Source organism: Pseudoxanthobacter sp. M-2 (genome assembly GCF_046156265.1).
In the GTDB taxonomy this organism is placed as follows: Bacteria; Pseudomonadota; Alphaproteobacteria; order Rhizobiales; family Segnochrobactraceae; genus CAMDHY01.
The window spans coordinates 84,126-100,916 of the sequence record NZ_JAWDIR010000047.1; the positions used below are offsets into that span (position 1 = coordinate 84,126).

A 16,791-nucleotide genomic window follows, 5' to 3' on the forward strand; every position below is an offset into this window, starting at 1 on the left:
TATCTGCTGCGCCAGAGCGTTCGTCGCTGGCTCGTCTGGTTAACGTCCCCCTTCCAGGGAGGTTCCAATTCGCGTGAAAATTCCGCTTGACGCGGCGCGTGGATTTTGACTCCGGCGCCGAAACGCAAAAGGCGCCCCGCGGGGCGCCTTTTCGAATGATGTCGAGGAGGATGCGTGTGGATGCGTGTTCAGCGGGCGGCGTTGTCCGCCAGCGCAGGGACAGAGCGGTCCGGCTCGCTGATCTCGATCTGCGGATCCTCGCGCTCTCGGGACTGGTACTGCATCCAGCCGATGGCGGCGATCGCCGAGAGCGCCACGACGGCGAAGACGATCAGCATCGCCGTACGGGCAAGTCCGCCCGTCCCGTACGAGCCGACGTCGACGGCGCGCGGCACGTGGGCGGTGGAGCTCTCGTGGTTGTTATAGACGGCATCCCCAGCGCCGGGGGCGAAGTGGGGGTAGCGGGTATCGGGGAGGCGATGGCGGCCAGCGCCGGGCGACCGCTTCTGGTCCGCGGCGGGCCGCCTGTAGGTTTCGCTGTCCATGGTCACAGCAGGTCTCATGTGTTGTTGTCCGAGCCGAACCGAACGTTTCGTCCGGTATTCGGCAGTCCAACGGCCGCGTCTGCGATTGGTTCCGAGCGGCACTGCGACAAGGTGAACGAGACGTTGCTGGGCCGGCCAAATCAGTTGCGGATGAAGAAGTTAATTTTCGACCCGTCGATCCGCGGCAATACGTACGACTGCGGGCGACTCATCGAGCGGCCAAGGGTCTGAAAAGCGGCGGCAGGTCGGTCGACGGAGATTGTCGCCGTCGACGCATTCCAGACGGGGCGTGAGGTGCGCAAAAACCGGATGCGACGCCTGCAGCGGTCGTGCCGTCGAGGGAGGCGGCCGGCGGCGGGTGCGTCACCCGCGCGCCGGCCGCATCACCTCAGCCGATGGCCGCGTCTGCGGCGTGGGCGCGGGAATCGAAGAAGAGCGCCTGGTCGATGACGGCCCGCAGGGTTTCCGTCTGGAACGGCTTGGTGATCAGGTAGGTCGGCTCCGGCCGCTCCCCGGTCAGAAGCCGCTCCGGATAGGCGGTGACGAAGATCACCGGCACGTCGTAGGCCGCCAGGATCTCGTTCACGGCGTCGAGGCCCGAGCTGCCGTCGGCGAGCTGGACGTCGGCGAGCACGAGGCCCGGCTTCTTCTGCTCGACCGCCGCCACTGCTTCGCGGTGTGTGCGCGCGACGGCAGAGACGCGATGGCCGAGGGACTCGACGAGGCTTTCGAGATCCATCGCGATGATCGGCTCGTCCTCGATGATCAGCACGTCGGTGGCGATCGAGGTGGCGATCTCGCGGCTCGCTTCCGTCAGGAGGTCGCGGACCGTCTCCGGGGCCTCGCGCAGCACCTGTGCGATCTCATCGATGCTGAAAGACTCGACGGTCGCCAGCAGGAACGCCTGGCGTGGGCGCGGTGTGATCGCCCCGAGGGTGCGCTCGACGCCACCGTCGGTCGGATCTCCGCCTTCGTTGCCGTTGACGGAGTTCCATATCCCCAGAAACTGGCGATAGAGCGCGATCGGCGGTGAAACGGAGCGATCGAAGGCGTCTGGAGCGGCGACGAGCGACTCGAGTGTCGCGACGACATAGGCGTCTCCGGCCTTCTGGCTGCCGGACAGCATGCGGGCAAAGCGCCGGAGATAGGGAAGATGGGGAGCGATGGCGCTCGAGATCGACATGCGGCCTCCTGGGCACGAAAACGGATACCGACGCTGGCTCACGGTTTGTGAGCCGCCCCACGCGCGGCACCCGGCTGGAACAAACGCCGTCGCCTCCCGCCGCGTTCCATCCCCCTGCGCGAAAAAACACCAGGCGCACGGCGGCTGGTACGTCGGTGGGATGCTACGGAACTCTTTTCGGCGGCGAGGCGTTCTTTGTCGCGAGCATCGGGCCGGTGGAGAGTGCTTTGTCCATCTCTTGCTCGTAAGGTCACGCAGTATCAAACGCAAGCGGGGGGCCGTTTGAGTAAGACGGACAATGACATGAGAGATCCGAAGGGCTTTGCCGGGCGCACCGCGAGCGATGCGCGCGGAGCGGAGCCGGGTGCGGGCAAGCCGCGCGGGCTCGACGTCCGCTTCGCGTCCGGTGCGGACGCGGCGGTCGGCCGCCGGCTGAAGGAGATGTACGACGGGCTCGTCAGCGAGCCCGTCCCGGATCGTTTTCTCGACCTCCTGAACCAGCTCGACAACGTCGAGAAGCCGGCGAAGACGGCGTCCGCTCAGGATGGAGCGGCGCCGAGCGGTGCGCCGGTGCATCCGGGCCCGGATGGCGGTCTGCCGGGAGAGAAGCCTTGAACGCCGCCGCCGAGCAGGGAACGTTGCGCAACGACCTGATCGCGTCGATCCCGAGCCTGCGCGCGTTCGCGAATTCCCTGTGCGGGCAGCCGGCGCTGGCCGATGATCTCGTTCAGGAGACGCTGGTCAAGGCGTGGACCAACCTCGGTTCGTTCACCGTCGGCACCAACCTGAAGGCGTGGCTCTTCACCATCCTGCGCAACGTCTACTTCTCCGAGCTGCGCAAGCGCCGGCGCGAGGTGGAGGATGGCGACGGTGCGTTCGCCGCCCGGCTTTCCGTGCATGGCGAGCAGCTCGGTCACATGCACTACGAGGATCTCGTCGAGGCTCTGGGCAAGCTCGCACCGGACCAGCGCGAGGCGGTGATCCTCGTCGGTGCTTCCGGCTTCTCCTATGAGGAGGCAGCCGAAATCGCCGGCTGTGCCATCGGAACGATGAAAAGCCGCGTCAACCGCGCCCGTCGCCGGCTGGCCGACCTGCTCGGACTGGAGTCGGACGACGAGTTCGGCCCCGACGCCGGTAGTCGCGTGCTCGCCGCGGTGGAGCCGCCGGCGGGAGTGCCGTGACGGAAGGTCGTTCATTTCGCCTCCGGTCTCGGCGGCTCGGGGTCTGGCTCGTCCTCCTCCTCGTGCTCGCCAACCTGCCGATCACGGTCCTTGCCCTCGGTTCGGGCCTCGCTGTCAGCGAGGATCGCATTGCCGAGGGCAAGCGCCTGATCGAGCGTGTCGCCGCCCTTGCGGCGAGCCGGGAGGCCGTGCTGATCGCGCATCTGCGCGGGGCGGTCGACGCTGTCGACCTCGCCCCCGCAGAGATCGATCTGCGTGCCGCGTGTGCGCGTGTGGCGGACTCGCTTGCGGTCCTTCAGCCGTCCGTGCGGGCCGTCCGCATTCAGCGCGACAACGGCCGTTCGGTGTTGTGCGCCGAGGAGCGCGACAATGCCCGGGTAGAACTGTCGCCCGCGTCCGGCGCCTCCGCCGCCCTCACCACCAGGGCGGGCGAGGTCGTGGTCGGGACCGACACCTACACCGTCGCGTTCGCCTTCCGCGGCGACTCCGTGCTCGAGGTCGAGCTCGCCACCGCGACCGGGGCGGGCGTGCTTGCCGATCTCCGTCTCGATCGCGGCCAGGCCGTCGCCATCCTCGACCGCGCCGGCCGCATCGTCACGGCGGCTGGCGACATTGCCGCCTTCGAAGGGGCCGATGCCCTGGTGGCGACGCTCGACGCGGCGACGCAGCGCTTCGAGGTGCGGATGCCGAACGGCCAAGTGATGTTTGCCGCCGCCGAGGCCGTGCCGGGCGCCGATCTCACCGCCATCGCGCTCGCCCCGCTCGCCATGCTGCGGGCGGCCGCCAACCGCGACCTCGCCATCGCCGTGGGGCTGCCGCTCGCCTTCCTGGTGATCGCGGTGGCCGTCGCCTGGTACGGCATCGACCAGCTGGTGGTGCGGTGGGTCGATCGGCTGGGTCGCGTCGCCTCCCTCTACGGAGCCGGTCGCAGTTCGGTCCGCGCCGGGGACTTCGACGGCGCCCCGCGGGAGCTGCGGGCGCTCGCCGACGCCTTCGATGCGATGGCCGACCGGGTGGAGCGCCGGTCGAACGAGCTGAAGTCCGCTGTCGACCAGAAGTCCACGCTGCTCCGCGAACTCCACCACCGCGTGAAGAACAACTTCCAGCTCGTCGCGAGCCTGCTCAGCCTCGAGGCGAGCGCCGCGGAGGTGGAGGAGCGGGCCTCGGTGTTGCGCATCCAGCAGGGCCGGGTGCACGCCCTCGCAATCGCGCATCGGCTTGCCTATGCCAGCGGCGACATCGGAGAGGTGCCGCTGATGGACCTCATTCGCGAGGTGGTGATGAGCCTCAGCCACGGCATCGAGCCAGTCGAGAAGACCGCGCAGGTCGATATTCCCGCCGAAGGTCCGAGTGTCTCCCTCGATACCGCCGTTCCCGTGGCGCTGCTCGTCACCGAACTGCTGCGCCCGGCCCTCGAGGCCGCGGTCCGCAACGAACTCCTGAGCCTTGCCGTCGACCGCTCGGGCGACCACCTCGTGGTGACGCTGGAAGGCAAGGGGGGCGAGCGCAACGCCCTCTCCGAGCGTCTGGTCAGCGCCTTCACCCGCCAGCTCGGCGCGACGCTCGCCTCGGACGAGACGGCGCAGCGCACGGTGCTGACGGTGCCGCTGCCGGCCGGCGCCTGAGCACCGGCCGGCGCCCGGTCACGCCTCCGGGCCGGCGTACTTGCCGGCGGTCGCCGGGAACAGGCTCTTGACGATCTTCATGTGGCTGATGTCGACGGAGGCATCCATGTGCAGGAAGATCGCCGCGTCGCGGAACAGCTTCTCGATGCCGAACTCCAGCATGCAGCCGTTGCCGCCGTGCAGCTCTAGCGCGTGCTGGGCGACCTTCATGATCTCCTCGGACGCGTAGACCTTCGCCATGTTGCAGAGCGCGTCGGCCGACGGGTCGTTGGCGTCGACCGACAGCGAGGCGCGCTCGAGCAGTGCCCGCACCGCCTCGAGCCTGGTCGCCATGTCGGCGAGGCGGACGGCCACCGCCTGGTGCTTGATCAGGATGCGCCCGCCCTGAACATAGTTCTGCACGTAGTCGGCCGTGCGCTCGAAGCAGGCCATGCCGACGCCGAGGTTCTTCGCCGCCTGGATGATCTTGCCGGGGCGGAAGTAGAGACCGGCGGTGGCGAGCGCCTTGCGCTCCACCATCAGGTGGTCGGCCGGGATGCGCATGTCCTCGAAGATGAGCTCGCCGTTGTTCATGAAGCGGCAGCCGAGCGTCTCGTTGCACTTTGCGACCGTCAGGCCGGGGGTGTTGCGCGGCACCAGGAAGCTCGAGGTGCCGTCCAGCATGCCGACCGACGGGTCGACATTGGCGTAGACGACGTAGAGGCTGGCGTCATAGCCATTGGAGATGAACTGCTTGCGGCCATTGATCACCCAGTGGTCGCCGTCCTTGACGGCGCGGGTGGTCATCGAGGCCTCGGGCACGTTGTAGGGCAGCCAGCGGTCGGAGGCGCCGCGCGGCTCGGTCAGGCAGTGGGCGAGCAGGAAGTTCGGGTCGGCGACGAGCTTCGGGAACCACTCCTCCTGCAGGTGGCGTGGCGCGAAGGCGCGCAGCAGCACAGACACCTTCCAGTTCTGCACGAGCTTGTCGGCGAGGCCAGAATCGCCGCGCGCGATCTCCTCGGAGATCAGCGCGAAGGTGCGCACCTCGGTGCCCTTCTCGAGCTCGATGCCGCCGAACTCCTCGGGAACGCCGAGGGTGCGGATGCCGATCTCGTCGGCGGTCTTGAGGATCTGCGGCGGCAGGCGGCCCTCCGGGTCCATGTCCCACTCGCGCTTCCAGTTGGCGCGGATGTAGGGCGTCACCACCTCGTCGACGAAGGCGCGGCAGCTCTCGCGCATCAGGCGCTGCTCTTCCGACAAGCCGCGGTCGCTGGTGAGAATCATGGGTGTCCTCCGGGCACGGGCCGCGCGTCTCTTCGGAGACGCGCCACGGCGTCGCCGGTCGCCGGCTTCCAGGGGCGGACCCTAGCGAGCGGCCCGTGGGTGCGGAACGGTCGCGGGCTGCGCAGGTGGTGGACGATCCTGCGATCCGGTGAGGCCCCGTGGCGCGATCCTGTGGTGGAGCCGGGCTATCCGTCCGACCGCCCGTCGCGCCCGACGGTGCGGAAGCGGCCGGGTGTGGTGCCGGTGGCGCGCTTGAAGCGGCGCTGGAAGTACTTCACGTCGAGATAGCCGACCGCGAAGGCGATCTCGGCGATCGTCGCGTCGGTGTAGACGAGCCGCTGGCGGGCCTCGTCGAGCCGCATCTCGGTGACGATCTCGCCCAGCGTCTTGCCGGTATGCGCCTTCAGGAGGTGGCAGAGGTGGGTCGGCGTGACGTGCGCCGCCTCGGCGGCGGCGGCGAGCGTCACCTCGCCCCGGTAGGCGTCGGCCAGATAGGCGGCGACCCGGGCGAGCCTGCGCTCCGCCTGGGCCGGTGCGCCGTCGCCCTGGCCGAGTTCGGCGAAGCGGTCCTCGAAGGTCCGGCAGAGGGTGGCGAGGAGCAGCGTCAGCCCGGCGCCGGCGGCCTCGCGCGCCGCGAGCCCGCTCCGCCGGCAGTCCTCCTCGAGACCGCACAGCAGGTGCTCGATGCCGGCGAGGCCCTGGGCGTCGAGCCGGTAGTCGAGAAGGCCCTGGTGCAGGAACGGCGTCAGCTCCGGCGCCCGGCGCACGAGGTCGGTGAGCGGGGCCGCCGCGCCGAGGCCGGGCCGCGTGACGCCCAGGTCGAAGGCCACCACCCAGCAGCGTGTGTCCGGTTCGAAGCGCACCTGGTGCGGCGTCATCGGCGCGATGCACCAGACGCTGCCGCGCCCCGGCTCGACCGCCTTCAGCCCGATACGCCCGGCCGGCGCCGGTCCGAGGAAGACGAGGATCTGGAAATAGTCGTGCTTGTGGGGCGGATAGACGCCGCTCTCTCCCTCGACGCGCCGCACCGCCAGCCGCCGTCCGGAGGCGGGTGCCGCATAGGCCCGCACGGGCACGGGATCGCGGGGCACCTCGGTGGGCCCGTGCCGCCGTGCGGCGTCGCGCGCAGCATCCTGGGGCAGGGGAGCGGTGGATCTCATCGCGGGTCGGGTGTCCTCCACGCTGTCCGCCGCCGCTTGTAGCGGCGGTTGCCGCACCCGACAACCGCCGGCCCTCGGGGAGGGCCGTTGACGGTCGTCCGGGCTGACCAGATGATGCCGGGCGACGCGGCAAGGACGGGGAAAGGGACGCGTGGACGAGAAGCTCCCCGTCGCCCGGCTGGTCCGCGGCGCACGCCGGCCGGAAGCCCCGCCAGCGGAGGCAAGCGCTACGCCCGGCCCCGACGAGCCGAACGTCCGGATCGTCCGCGCGCCCGGTGCGACCCGCACCATCGTCGCCTTCGCGGGCCTCGGACAACTCGTCGGCGGCATGACGCCGTTCAACTTCATGAACAGCCTCGCCGGCATCGAGGCGAACGTCGTCTTCGTCCGCGATCCGCGGCGCACCTGGTACAACGGCCCGATCGCCGGGCTCGGCCGCTCGGCGAGCGAGATCGCGGAGCGCATCGGCGCGCTGGCGGGGGAAGCCGGCGGCGGCAGCCTCTATCTGCTCGGCACCTCGTCCGGCGGCTTCGCGGCGCTCGCCTTCGCCGCGCCGCTCGCCGCCCGGCGCGTGCTTGCCTTCGCCCCGCAGACGACGATCGACACGTCCGTGCTGCGCGCCATCGGCGAGACGCGCTGGCTCAAGATGCTCGACCGGTTGCGGCGGCCTGACATCGTCGACGTCCTGCCGGCGCTCGAGGCGGCGCCGCCGGCCGGCGGCTGCGAGATCATCGTCGGCCGCCGTGTGCCGCACGATGTCGTCTATGCGAACCGGCTCGCGCATATCGCCGGCGTTACCGTTCACCTCGTCCGCGGCGGCCACAACACGGCGATGCACCTGCGGGACCGCGGTGCGCTGTCGACGGTCCTGCGCGACTTCGTCGAGGACGCCCCGATCGACCTCGGCGAGCTGCGCTATCCATCCGAGTGACCCTCAAGGACGCCCGGGCACCTCTCATCGTCGCTCTTCCGGCATGTACGCCTCCGCCTCCCACGCGGGCATGGCGCTCGCGGCGTAGCCGAAAGTGCCGTGGTCCTTCACCTCCGTCGCCGCCCGTACCAGCGCGCCGAGCGCGGCACGGGCGAACGAGCCGCCGACGCTGATGCGCTTGACGCCGGCAGCCTGCAGTTCGGAAACGCTGAAGGCCTTGCCGGCGAGGCCCATGACGACGTTCACCGGCTTCGTCACCGCCGCGCAGACCGTGCGGATCGCCGCGATGTCCGGCAGGCCGGGGGCGTAGAGGACCTCCGCGCCGGCGGCCTCGAAGGCCTGCAGGCGGCGGATGGTGTCGTCGAGGTCGGGGCGGCCGTGGAGGAAGTTCTCGGCGCGGGCGGTGAGCACGAAGGGCAGGGCGTGCGCCGCCTCCGCGGCAGCCGCCACCCGCTCGACGGCGTGGGAGAACGCGAAGATCGGGTTCGCCGGGTCGCCGGTGGCGTCCTCGATCGAGCCGCCGACCAGGCCGACGCCGGCCCCCAGCGCGATCGTCTCCGCGCACGCTTCCGGCGCCGCCCCGAAGCCGTCCTCGAGGTCGGCGGAGACGGGAAGGTGGGTCGCCTCGACGATGGCGCGGGCGTTTTCGAGCAGCGCCCCGCGCGACAGCGCTGCCGCCGAATCCCGTCGCCCGATCGAATAGGCGAAGCCGGCGCTGGTGGTGGCGAGCGCCTCGAACCCGAGCGCTGTCAGGATGCGGGAGGACCCTGCATCCCACGGATTGGGAATGACGAAGGCGCCGCTCCGCCGGTGCAGTTCGACAAACGCCCGGTGCTTCTCGCTCTGGCTCGCCATGGGTCCCTCCTGCCGGCGGAGACACTAACCTGCCTCGAACAAAAAGGGAACAGATTTTTCCGACACTGCAGGCCCGGCTCGCGGGAGCGCTGGGCGAGGAGCCGGCGCGGGGGGCTACAAGCGCTCCGGGCTGCTCCGCTTCGAGCGGCGAAGGCCAGGTCCACGCCCCCCGCCTCACCCCACCTGGTCGAGCTTCCGCGACGCCACTTCCTGCTCGATGATGTCGAGCGTCAGCGTGTAGTGGTCCGTGAGGCGGCGGGTGGCGAGCGCCGCGTCGCCGTCGAGCGTCGCCTCCAGGATGGCGCGGTGCTCGGCCTCGGAATCGCGGGCGAGGAAGGCGGTGGAGGCGGAGATGAACCAGTAGCGCTGCGCCTGGTCCATCATGTTCTCGCAGAACTGGATGAGGAACGGCGAGCCGCAGCCCGAGATGAGCGCGAGGTGGTAGGCCCGGTGCAGCTTCTGCCACTCCGGATTGACCACGAAGGTGTCGGTGGAGAGCGTCCAGCTGGAGCGCGACAGGCGGTGGAAGGCGAGCACGACCCGCTCCTCCCAGGCCTGCTCGCGGGCGAGGATCGATTCCTCCAGCGCCTTGCCCTCCGCCCAGCAGCGCGTCTTCACCAGCGCCCGCCAGTTCTCAATGCCGATCGGGGCGACGAAGAAGCCGCGCTGCTCCTTGCGGTCGACGAGGCCTTCCGAGGAGAGGCGGCTCAGCGCCTCGCGCACCGGGTTGCCGCCGGCGCCGTAGCGGGCGGTGACCGCCTCGATCTGCAGCTTCTGCCCCGGCGCGAGCTGGCCGTTGAGGATATCGCGGCGCAGCTGTGCATAGACGAGCGTCGCGGCGGTGGTCTTTTCAGGCTTGGTCATCGACTGCGATACGGTCCGTCGGACGCGTCGGATGACGGCCGGGGCGAGACCGAAGCCTCGCCCCGGCCGTCCCGGGCCGACTAGCCCGGTCCTCCCCCCTGCGTCACCGATTCCTTGTGCCAGAATACGAGCCGGCGCTGCACGAAGACCACCAGCCAGAACGTCGCGAGACCGAGCAGGCTCAAGTAGATGATCAGCGAGAACACACGCGGCGTCTGCAACTGCGCGGCGGCGATGCGGATAAGCTCGCCGAAACCCTTGCCACCACCGAGGAATTCGCCGACGACGGCGCCGACGACGACCAGCACGGCAGCGTTCTTGAGGCCGGCGAAGAAGTGCGGCATGCCGATCGGCAGCTTCAGCTTGATCAGCGTCTGCAGCCGGCTCGCCCCCATCGTCTGGAACAGCATGCGGGCGTTCTGGTCGGCGGCGTGCAGCCCGGCGGCGGTGCCGACGATCACCGGGAACAGCGCCACGAAGGCGGCAAGCGCCACCTTCGACATGATGCCGAAGCCGAGCCAGGAGACGAACAGCGGCGCGAAGGCGACCTTCGGCATGGCGTTGATGGCGACGAGATAGGGCATCACCGCCTTCTCGCCAAACGCCGTCTCGCCCACCAGCACGCCGAGGAAGAAGCCGAGCACGACGGCGATGGCAAAGCCCAGCAGCACCTCCTGGGTGGTCACCCACAGTGCCTTCAGCATGTAGTCGCCGGTGATCAGGTTCTTGCCGACGAAGACGAGGTCGACGATCGTCTCCCACGGTCCCGGCATGATGATCGGCGAGATGATGCCGCTCATGTAGAACAGCTGCCAGACCGCCAGGAAGGCGATCATCAGCACGATCATCGACACCGAGCGCGGCACGCGGTCGAGCCACGAAACGTGCTCGACCCACACCGTAGAGGGCGGGGGCGTGGTGGTTTCGCTCGCCTGCGTCACAGGAAGGCTCCCTTGTCGAGGTGGCCGCGGATGCGGTGGACGAGCGCGCCGAAGCGCGGGTCGGTCATCATTTCGAGCGTCCGCGGCCGCGGCAGGTCGACGGTCACCGTCTCGACGAAGCGGCCGGGCCGCGGCGACATCACGTAGACGACGTCCGACAGGATCACCGCCTCGGCGATCGAGTGGGTGACGAGGAACGTCGTTGCATTGCGCTCGAGGCAGATGCGCTGCAGCTCCATGTTCATGAAGTCGCGCGAGAGCTCGTCGAGGGCGGAGAACGGCTCGTCGAGCAGGAGCACCGTCGGCTCGGTGATCAGCATCCGGCAGATCGCCGCGCGCTGCGCCATGCCACCGGAGAGCTCGCTCGGATAGACGTCCTCGAAGCCCTTCAGCCCGACGAGCTCGAGCAGCTTGCGCGCCTCGTCGTGCTTGGCGCGGGCGGCGGACCGCCCGTCGCGGATCTCGATCGGCAGCACGACGTTCTCGATCGCCGTGCGCCAGGGAAACAGCGTCGCCTGCTGGAACATCATGCCGATGTCGCGCCGCGCCCCCACCACCGGCTTGCCGGAGAGCACGACGCTGCCCTCCGACGGCGGCAGGAGGCCGGCCATGATCTTGAGCAGGGTCGACTTCCCGCAGCCGCTCGCCCCGATGACGGAGGAGAAGCTGCCCTCGGTGAGCGTCAGGTCGACCTTGTCGAGGGCGTGCACGTTGCGGCGCACGAAGGTCTTGCTCACGCCCCGGAGCTCGTAGACCGGTCGGCCGACGAGGCCGACCGGGACCGTGGCGGACATCGGCGCCCCCATTACTGCGGGGCCTCGTTCCAGACGGCGACGAAGTCGTTCGTGTAGGCGTCGGCGAGGTTCGGCAGCGGCGCCTTCAGCGAGCCCGACGCGACCTGGCTGTCGTGCCACTTCTGCCAGTCCTCCGGCGGCTGGTATCCCCAACCCTTCGCCCGGTCGTTCGGCTCGATGCGCACGACGATGGCGTCGAACAGGGCGTTGGCGAAGGCCGGATCCTCGCCCTCCTGCGGGTTGCCCGTCTTGGTGTGGGCAAGCACCTTCTCGCGGTTGGCCGGATCAAGCGCGAAGCGCGTCGCCTCGACGATCGACTTGCCGAACTTCTCGATGACGTCCGGATGGTCCTTGATGTAGCTCGCCATGGCGGCGTAGCCGTTGCCGAAATAGGCGAGGTAGGCCGGCGGGGTGATCTCGCGCAGCGGCAGGCCCTTCGATTCCATGATCGCCGCGTCGCTGACCGCTCCGGCATAGGCGGCGATGTCGCCGCGCAGGAAGGCCGCCGCCGCGAGGCCGCCGTCGCCGACCGGCAGGAAGGTGTAGTCGGTGCCTTCCTTCATGCCGAGGTCGTTGAGGATGGCGCGGGTGAAGCCGACTTCCGCGCCGTCCGCCGTGCCGACGCCGATCGTCGTGCCCTTGAGGTCGGCCGGCGACTGGATCGGCGAATCCTTCTGCACCAGCACGCCGAAGACGCTCTTGGCGAAGTGGTTGAAGATGAAGACGACGTCCTCGCCGCGGGCCCGCGCCGCAAGCACCGGCGCCGGGCCCGGCTGGCCGATCTGCGCCTGGCCGGCCGCCATCGCCTGCAGCACCTGCGAGGAGCCGTCGACCGCCTCCACCGTGACGTTGAGGCCGTTCTTCTCGAAGATGCCTTCGCCGATCGCCGTGTGCAGGGCGAAGTTGTTGATCGCCGACGGGTTCGGCACGGCGACGACGACGTCGGTCGCCTGGGCCTCAGCCCGCCCGAGGCCGAAGCCCCCCACCAATACGGCGAGCCCGACGGCCGCCCCCAGACGCATTGCGGCGTTCATGAGTCCCTCCCAGCGCACGTGGCGCATCCTGCATTTCGCTCCCGGGCGCGTCGTCTTCGTGGACGATCGCTTACCCATCCAAAGAGTATGTACGATCGTCGGCAGTCTTGTCAAAAATGTATGAAGCGTGCTTGATCGGGCCTCGTCCGGTCGCGCTAGACGGCCCGACAGGGGAGGAATGCCCGTGAACAAGATCGATCGTTTCGTTGTCCCGGCGCCCGCGCCGGTGGTGCTGCCGGTGGTCGGCTCCGACCTCGGATTCCCGGTGCGGCGCGTCTATTGCGTCGGCCGCAACTATGTCGCCCACATCCGCGAGATGGGCGGCGACGAGGCGCGCGACCCGCCGGTGTTCTTCCAGAAGCCGGCCGACTCCATCGTCCACGACGGCGCGACCATCCCCTATCCGTCGCTGTCGCAGAACTACCACCACGAGCTCGAGCTGGTCGTCGCGCTGAAGTCCGGCGGCCGCGACATCCCGGCCGACAAGGCACTCGACCACGTCTACGGCTACGGCATCGGCCTCGACATGACGCGGCGCGATCTGCAGAAGCGCCTGTCGGATGCCGGCCTGCCGTGGGAGGACTCGAAGTCCTTCGACCACTCCTGCCCGTGCGGGCCGCTCCACCCCGTCGAGGAGGTCGGCCACGTCTCCTCCGGCGCGATCCGCCTCACCGTCAACGGCGAGACCCGTCAGGATTCCGACGTCTCGCTCCTGATCTGGAAGATCCCCGAGATCATCGCCAACCTGTCGCAGGCCTACGAGCTCTTCCCCGGCGACATCATCCTCACCGGCACGCCGCACGGCGTCGGCCCGGTCCAGGCGGGCGATGTTCTCGTCGGCACCATCGACAAGCTCGGCTCCCTCACCGTAAGGATCGGCCCGCAGCGCTGAGCCGATCGGACCGACCATGACTGACCAGACGAGCCTATCCGTGACGGCACCGCCGTCGCTCGACCCGGCGCTCGCCGCAGCCCTTGCGGCGCTGCCGACGCCGGTGATCGGCGACTGCCTGGAGCGGCTCTCCGGCCCGGTCGGGCTGAGGCGCTACAGCAGCGCCGCCAAGCTCGTCGGCATCGCCCGCACCGTGAAGACGCGGCCGGGCGACAATCTCGCGCTCTACCGCATGATCGTCCGCCTCCGCCCCGGCGACGTCCTCGTCGTCGACGGCGGCGGCGACGTCACCAACGCGCTGATGGGCGAGCTGATGACGCTCGAGGCGAAGCGGCGCGGCTGCGCCGGCCTCCTCATCGACGGTGCGATCCGCGATGTCGGCGAGATCGCCGACATCGACCTGCCGACCTATGCCCGCGGCCACTCCCTGCGCGGCCCCTACAAGTCGCATCCGGGCTTTCTCGACGTCACGGTGGCGATCGGCGGCCAGGTGATCACGGCCGGCGACGTGGTGGTGGGCGACGCCGACGGCGTCGTCACCTTCCCGGCGGCCCGCGCCGCCGAGATCGTGGCGCTCGCCGGCGAGAAGTTCGAGCGGGAGGAGGGCATCCGCCGCTCGATCCTGTCGGGCGAGGACACCGGCTGGGTCGAGGCGATGCTCGCCGATCTCGGCCAGGCCGAGTGATCGCGGGCGCATGAGCCTTTCCCTCGCCGACTTCGTCGGCCCCGGCGGCGACCTCTGGACGCTGGCCGAGCTCGCCCTTGCCGTTCTCGTCACCGGCGCCGTCGTCGGCGTCCTCGCCGGCCTCTTCGGCATCGGTGGCGGCGCCATCATCGTGCCGGTGCTCTACGAGATCTTCGCCGTCGCCGGCGTCGACGAGAGCATCCGCATGCACGTCGCCCTCGGCACCTCGCTCGGCGTCGTCGTGCCGACGGCGGTCAGATCGTTCCGCGGCCACTGGAAACGCGGCACCGTCGACATGGAGGTGCTGCGGCCCTGGGTGATCGCCATCCCCGTCGGCGTCGTGCTCGGGTCCATCACGGTGGCGAGCCTGTCGAGCGCCGGGCTGCGCGGCATCTTCGCGGTGCTCGCCACGCTGTTCGCCGCCAAGATGCTGTTCGGCCGCGCCGACTGGCGCCTCGGCGAGACGCTGCCGGGCGGTATCCCGAACGCCATCCTTGGCGCCGTCATCGGCTTCATCTCGACGCTGATGGGCATCGGCGGCGGCGTCATGTCGACCGTCTACATGACGCTCTACGGCCGTACGCTGCTGCAGGCGATCTCGACGTCGGCCGGCGTCGGCGTGCTGATCGCCGTGCCCGGCACGATCGGCTACATGGCCGCCGGCTGGGGTGCTCCGGGTCTGCCACCGCTGTCGATCGGCTTCGTCAGCCTGCTCGGCGTCGCCCTGATCATCCCGGCGGCGCTGCTGACGACGCCGTTCGGCGTGCGCCTTGCGCACAGCTGGCCGCGTCGGCGGCTCGAGATCGGCTTCGGCATCTTTCTGCTCACCGTCGCCGCCCGCTTCGCCTCCAGCCTGGTGTTCTGAGCGCCGGGGCAACCGGAGGGGCGCCTCGCGCGTTGGTCAGGGCTGCCGGAATCCGCGACGGGGGTACGTCACGGGGCGAGACCATCCGGGACGGTGGCAGTCGAGCGGCGACGGCGGGGGTTATTTCCGGCCGCGTGCGCTTTTTCCCCGCCCCGATGCCGCGCCGGAGGACCATGCCCGCTTCCATCCTCGGTACGCCGGTCCGGCCGCTCGATCCGGCCCAGGAGCGCCCGGCCCAGGAGCGCCCGGCCCAGGAGCGCAGCCCGGCCCGTGAGCGCAGCCCGGCACAGGAGCGCATCGGCATCCGGGACGTGCCCGGGGCGCCGACGGCCGCCGCGGTGCGCCGGCACCCGTTCTCGTTCGACACGCTGTCGCGCTCGGCCGGCATCGGCATCTTCATCGTCGCCTTCTTCTTCGCCATCTGGGCGGCGGCTGCCGTCGTGGTGCCGACGACGGCTGCGATCGTCCTCGGGCTCGCGATGGGCCCCCTGGTCGACTGGCTGATGAAGCGACGCGTGCCCGCTTACGCCGCGGCGGCGATCCTGGTGCTGGCGGTTCTGCTGGTCGTGCACTTGACGTTCGCGATCTTCGCGCTGCCGCTCATTGCCTGGATCGATCGCGCTCCGGAGATCGTCGCGACGATGCGCGACAAGCTCATGCCGCTGCGCATGCTGATGGCCGAGGTGCAGCAGATCACGGAGGCGGTGGAGAGCGCCTCCGGCATGGGCGGCGAAGGCGGCGAGGCCAGCGGCGGCAGCCTCGGCGTGCTGCTGTCCGCCGCGTCGCTGGCGCCCGTCGTTCTCGCCCAGGCGGTGTTGTTCGTCGGTGCCCTGTTCTTCTTCCTCGCGACGCGCCGGCCGCTGCGGGCGGCCGCCCTCGGCGTCTGCCTCACCCGACCGGCCCGCCTTCTCGCGGCCGGCACCCTCGCCCGTGTCGAGGAGGCGCTATCGGGTTACTTCGCGGCGATCACGGTGGTGAACATCGGTCTCGGCATTGCCACCGGCCTGATGTGCTGGGCCCTCGGCCTGCCGACCCCGGCGCTCTGGGGCGCCCTCGCCACCGTCCTCAACTTCGCGCCCTATATCGGGCCGGCGGTGCTGACCGTGATCCTGTTCGGGGTCGGGCTGGTGAGCCTCGACACGATGACGGCGGCGCTGCTGCCGCCGCTCGCCTTTGTCGGCCTCAACACCCTCGAGGGCCAGATCATCACGCCGAGCGTGCTCGGTCACCGGCTGGCGATGAACCCGCTGATGATCTTCCTCGCCATCGCCTTCTGGATGTGGCTCTGGGGACCCGCGGGCGCCTTCGTCGCGGTGCCGCTGCTGGTCATCTCCGGCGTCCTGATCGAGGCCCTGTCGCGCCGCAACGGCTTCGGCCGTCGCAGCCGCCTCGGCCTCGCCGCCGGCCGGCGCATCCAGCGCCCCTGGACCTGAGCCAAGGGGGCTGATCGCCGCGGCGGCTCGTCCGCCCGGCAATCACCCGGGCACGAAAAAGCCGGCCGCGCATGCGGCCGGCTCGGTCGTTGGTCGTCGTGGTTGTTGTTCAGCGGGTGCCGGCGAACTTCGCCTCGACCACTCTCTGCTCGACGACCTCATCCTCCTCCTCGGCTGCGCCGACACCGGCGACCGGGGTGAACGAGATCGGGTCGCTCGCCGGGAAGCTCTCCTTGAGCGCCTCGTCGAGATCGTCGTTGGACACGGCGCTCTCGCCGCGCTCGAGCTCGCGGATGGCCTGTTCCCAGTGCTCACGGTCCCGGCCGTGCGGGCACCCTTCTTCCATCCAGATCTTGTGAGCGCGTTCGCGGATTTCGTCTTCGCTGATCGTCGGCATCGGACCCTTGCTCCCTGCACAGGCTGCAACCCATGGAACGCGGCCCACCGGTTGCCGTTCCCGCCGGGTTGCCGGTGGCGGGGAACGGATAGGGCTCCGGCTCGTTGTCCGACCAACACGCGGCTCGACGTGCGAGCCGCTTC

The 16,791-nt window shown here is 69.9% G+C and carries 18 protein-coding genes; 8 read left to right on the forward strand and 10 right to left on the reverse strand.

Going from position 1 to position 16,791, the window contains the following annotated elements:
- Window positions 1-188: 188 nt before the first annotated feature.
- Window positions 189-563, reverse strand: a complete 375-nt coding sequence (locus RUR49_RS24505; RefSeq protein ID WP_409149098.1) for a hypothetical protein — start codon at window positions 561-563, stop codon at window positions 189-191.
- Between the two features lie 370 nt (window positions 564-933).
- A complete protein-coding gene (locus tag RUR49_RS24510; RefSeq protein ID WP_409149100.1) occupies window positions 934-1,728 on the reverse strand; it encodes a response regulator in 795 nt (264 codons plus the stop codon).
- A gap of 303 nt (window positions 1,729-2,031) precedes the next feature.
- Between RUR49_RS24510 and RUR49_RS24515 the strand changes: the two genes are divergently transcribed.
- Genes RUR49_RS24515 through RUR49_RS24525 form a run of 3 tightly spaced genes read left to right on the forward strand, consistent with a single transcriptional unit; the run spans window position 2,032 to window position 4,534 of the window.
- On the forward strand, window positions 2,032-2,343 hold the full coding sequence (locus RUR49_RS24515) for a NepR family anti-sigma factor (protein WP_409149102.1): 312 nt from the start codon (window positions 2,032-2,034) through the stop codon (window positions 2,341-2,343).
- Entirely contained in the window at window positions 2,340-2,909 is a 570-nt protein-coding gene (locus RUR49_RS24520) for a sigma-70 family RNA polymerase sigma factor (protein WP_409149104.1), read from the forward strand. Before RUR49_RS24515 ends, RUR49_RS24520 begins: the two co-directional genes overlap by 4 nt.
- Window positions 2,906-4,534, forward strand: coding sequence for a sensor histidine kinase (locus tag RUR49_RS24525; RefSeq protein ID WP_409149106.1), 1,629 nt, complete (start codon window positions 2,906-2,908; stop codon window positions 4,532-4,534). Before RUR49_RS24520 ends, RUR49_RS24525 begins: the two co-directional genes overlap by 4 nt.
- 18 nt (window positions 4,535-4,552) lie before the next feature.
- Here the strand turns inward: RUR49_RS24525 and RUR49_RS24530 are convergent, their stop codons facing one another.
- The gene (locus RUR49_RS24530; RefSeq protein WP_409149108.1) at window positions 4,553-5,797 is read right to left on the reverse strand and encodes an acyl-CoA dehydrogenase family protein; all 1,245 of its coding nucleotides are present in this window, start codon (window positions 5,795-5,797) and stop codon (window positions 4,553-4,555) included.
- A gap of 185 nt (window positions 5,798-5,982) precedes the next feature.
- Window positions 5,983-6,957, reverse strand: a complete 975-nt coding sequence (locus tag RUR49_RS24535; protein WP_409149110.1) for a helix-turn-helix domain-containing protein — start codon at window positions 6,955-6,957, stop codon at window positions 5,983-5,985.
- 151 nt (window positions 6,958-7,108) lie between these two features.
- On the opposite strand from RUR49_RS24535, the gene RUR49_RS24540 reads away from it, so the two are divergent.
- Window positions 7,109-7,888 (forward strand): hypothetical protein, encoded by a 780-nt coding sequence (locus RUR49_RS24540; protein ID WP_409149112.1) that lies wholly within the window; start codon window positions 7,109-7,111, stop codon window positions 7,886-7,888.
- 24 nt (window positions 7,889-7,912) lie between these two features.
- Here RUR49_RS24540 and RUR49_RS24545 read toward each other — a convergent pair whose 3' ends face one another.
- From RUR49_RS24545 to RUR49_RS24565, 5 genes are all read right to left on the reverse strand, one after another.
- Entirely contained in the window at window positions 7,913-8,743 is an 831-nt protein-coding gene (locus tag RUR49_RS24545) for an oxaloacetate decarboxylase (protein ID WP_409149114.1), read from the reverse strand.
- 174 nt (window positions 8,744-8,917) lie between these two features.
- Window positions 8,918-9,607: a GntR family transcriptional regulator gene (locus RUR49_RS24550; protein ID WP_409149116.1), complete on the reverse strand. Its 690-nt coding sequence runs from the start codon at window positions 9,605-9,607 to the stop codon at window positions 8,918-8,920.
- Window positions 9,608-9,687: 80 nt separating this feature from the next.
- Entirely contained in the window at window positions 9,688-10,548 is an 861-nt protein-coding gene (locus RUR49_RS24555; protein ID WP_409149118.1) for an ABC transporter permease, read from the reverse strand.
- Window positions 10,545-11,342 carry an ABC transporter ATP-binding protein gene (locus RUR49_RS24560; protein ID WP_409149120.1) on the reverse strand — a complete coding sequence of 266 codons (798 nt, stop codon included), beginning with the start codon at window positions 11,340-11,342 and terminating at the stop codon, window positions 10,545-10,547. The genes RUR49_RS24555 and RUR49_RS24560 overlap by 4 nt, the downstream gene beginning before the upstream one ends.
- An 11-nt stretch (window positions 11,343-11,353) precedes the next feature.
- Complete coding sequence (locus RUR49_RS24565; RefSeq protein ID WP_409149122.1) at window positions 11,354-12,376, reverse strand: ABC transporter substrate-binding protein; 1,023 nt, start codon at window positions 12,374-12,376, stop codon at window positions 11,354-11,356.
- Window positions 12,377-12,560: 184 nt separating this feature from the next.
- Here RUR49_RS24565 and RUR49_RS24570 point away from each other — a divergent pair, with 184 nt between their 5' ends.
- From RUR49_RS24570 to RUR49_RS24585, 4 genes are all read left to right on the forward strand, one after another.
- The gene (locus tag RUR49_RS24570; protein WP_409149124.1) at window positions 12,561-13,268 is read left to right on the forward strand and encodes a fumarylacetoacetate hydrolase family protein; all 708 of its coding nucleotides are present in this window, start codon (window positions 12,561-12,563) and stop codon (window positions 13,266-13,268) included.
- 16 nt (window positions 13,269-13,284) lie between these two features.
- Window positions 13,285-13,953: an RraA family protein gene (locus tag RUR49_RS24575; RefSeq protein ID WP_409149126.1), complete on the forward strand. Its 669-nt coding sequence runs from the start codon at window positions 13,285-13,287 to the stop codon at window positions 13,951-13,953.
- A gap of 10 nt (window positions 13,954-13,963) precedes the next feature.
- Window positions 13,964-14,818 carry a sulfite exporter TauE/SafE family protein gene (locus RUR49_RS24580; RefSeq protein WP_409149128.1) on the forward strand — a complete coding sequence of 285 codons (855 nt, stop codon included), beginning with the start codon at window positions 13,964-13,966 and terminating at the stop codon, window positions 14,816-14,818.
- Between the two features lie 173 nt (window positions 14,819-14,991).
- On the forward strand, window positions 14,992-16,251 hold the full coding sequence (locus tag RUR49_RS24585; protein ID WP_409149130.1) for an AI-2E family transporter: 1,260 nt from the start codon (window positions 14,992-14,994) through the stop codon (window positions 16,249-16,251).
- Between the two features lie 109 nt (window positions 16,252-16,360).
- On the opposite strand, the gene RUR49_RS24590 is transcribed toward RUR49_RS24585, so the two are convergent.
- Window positions 16,361-16,648 (reverse strand): DUF2934 domain-containing protein, encoded by a 288-nt coding sequence (locus tag RUR49_RS24590; RefSeq protein ID WP_409149132.1) that lies wholly within the window; start codon window positions 16,646-16,648, stop codon window positions 16,361-16,363.
- Window positions 16,649-16,791: the final 143 nt, after the last annotated feature.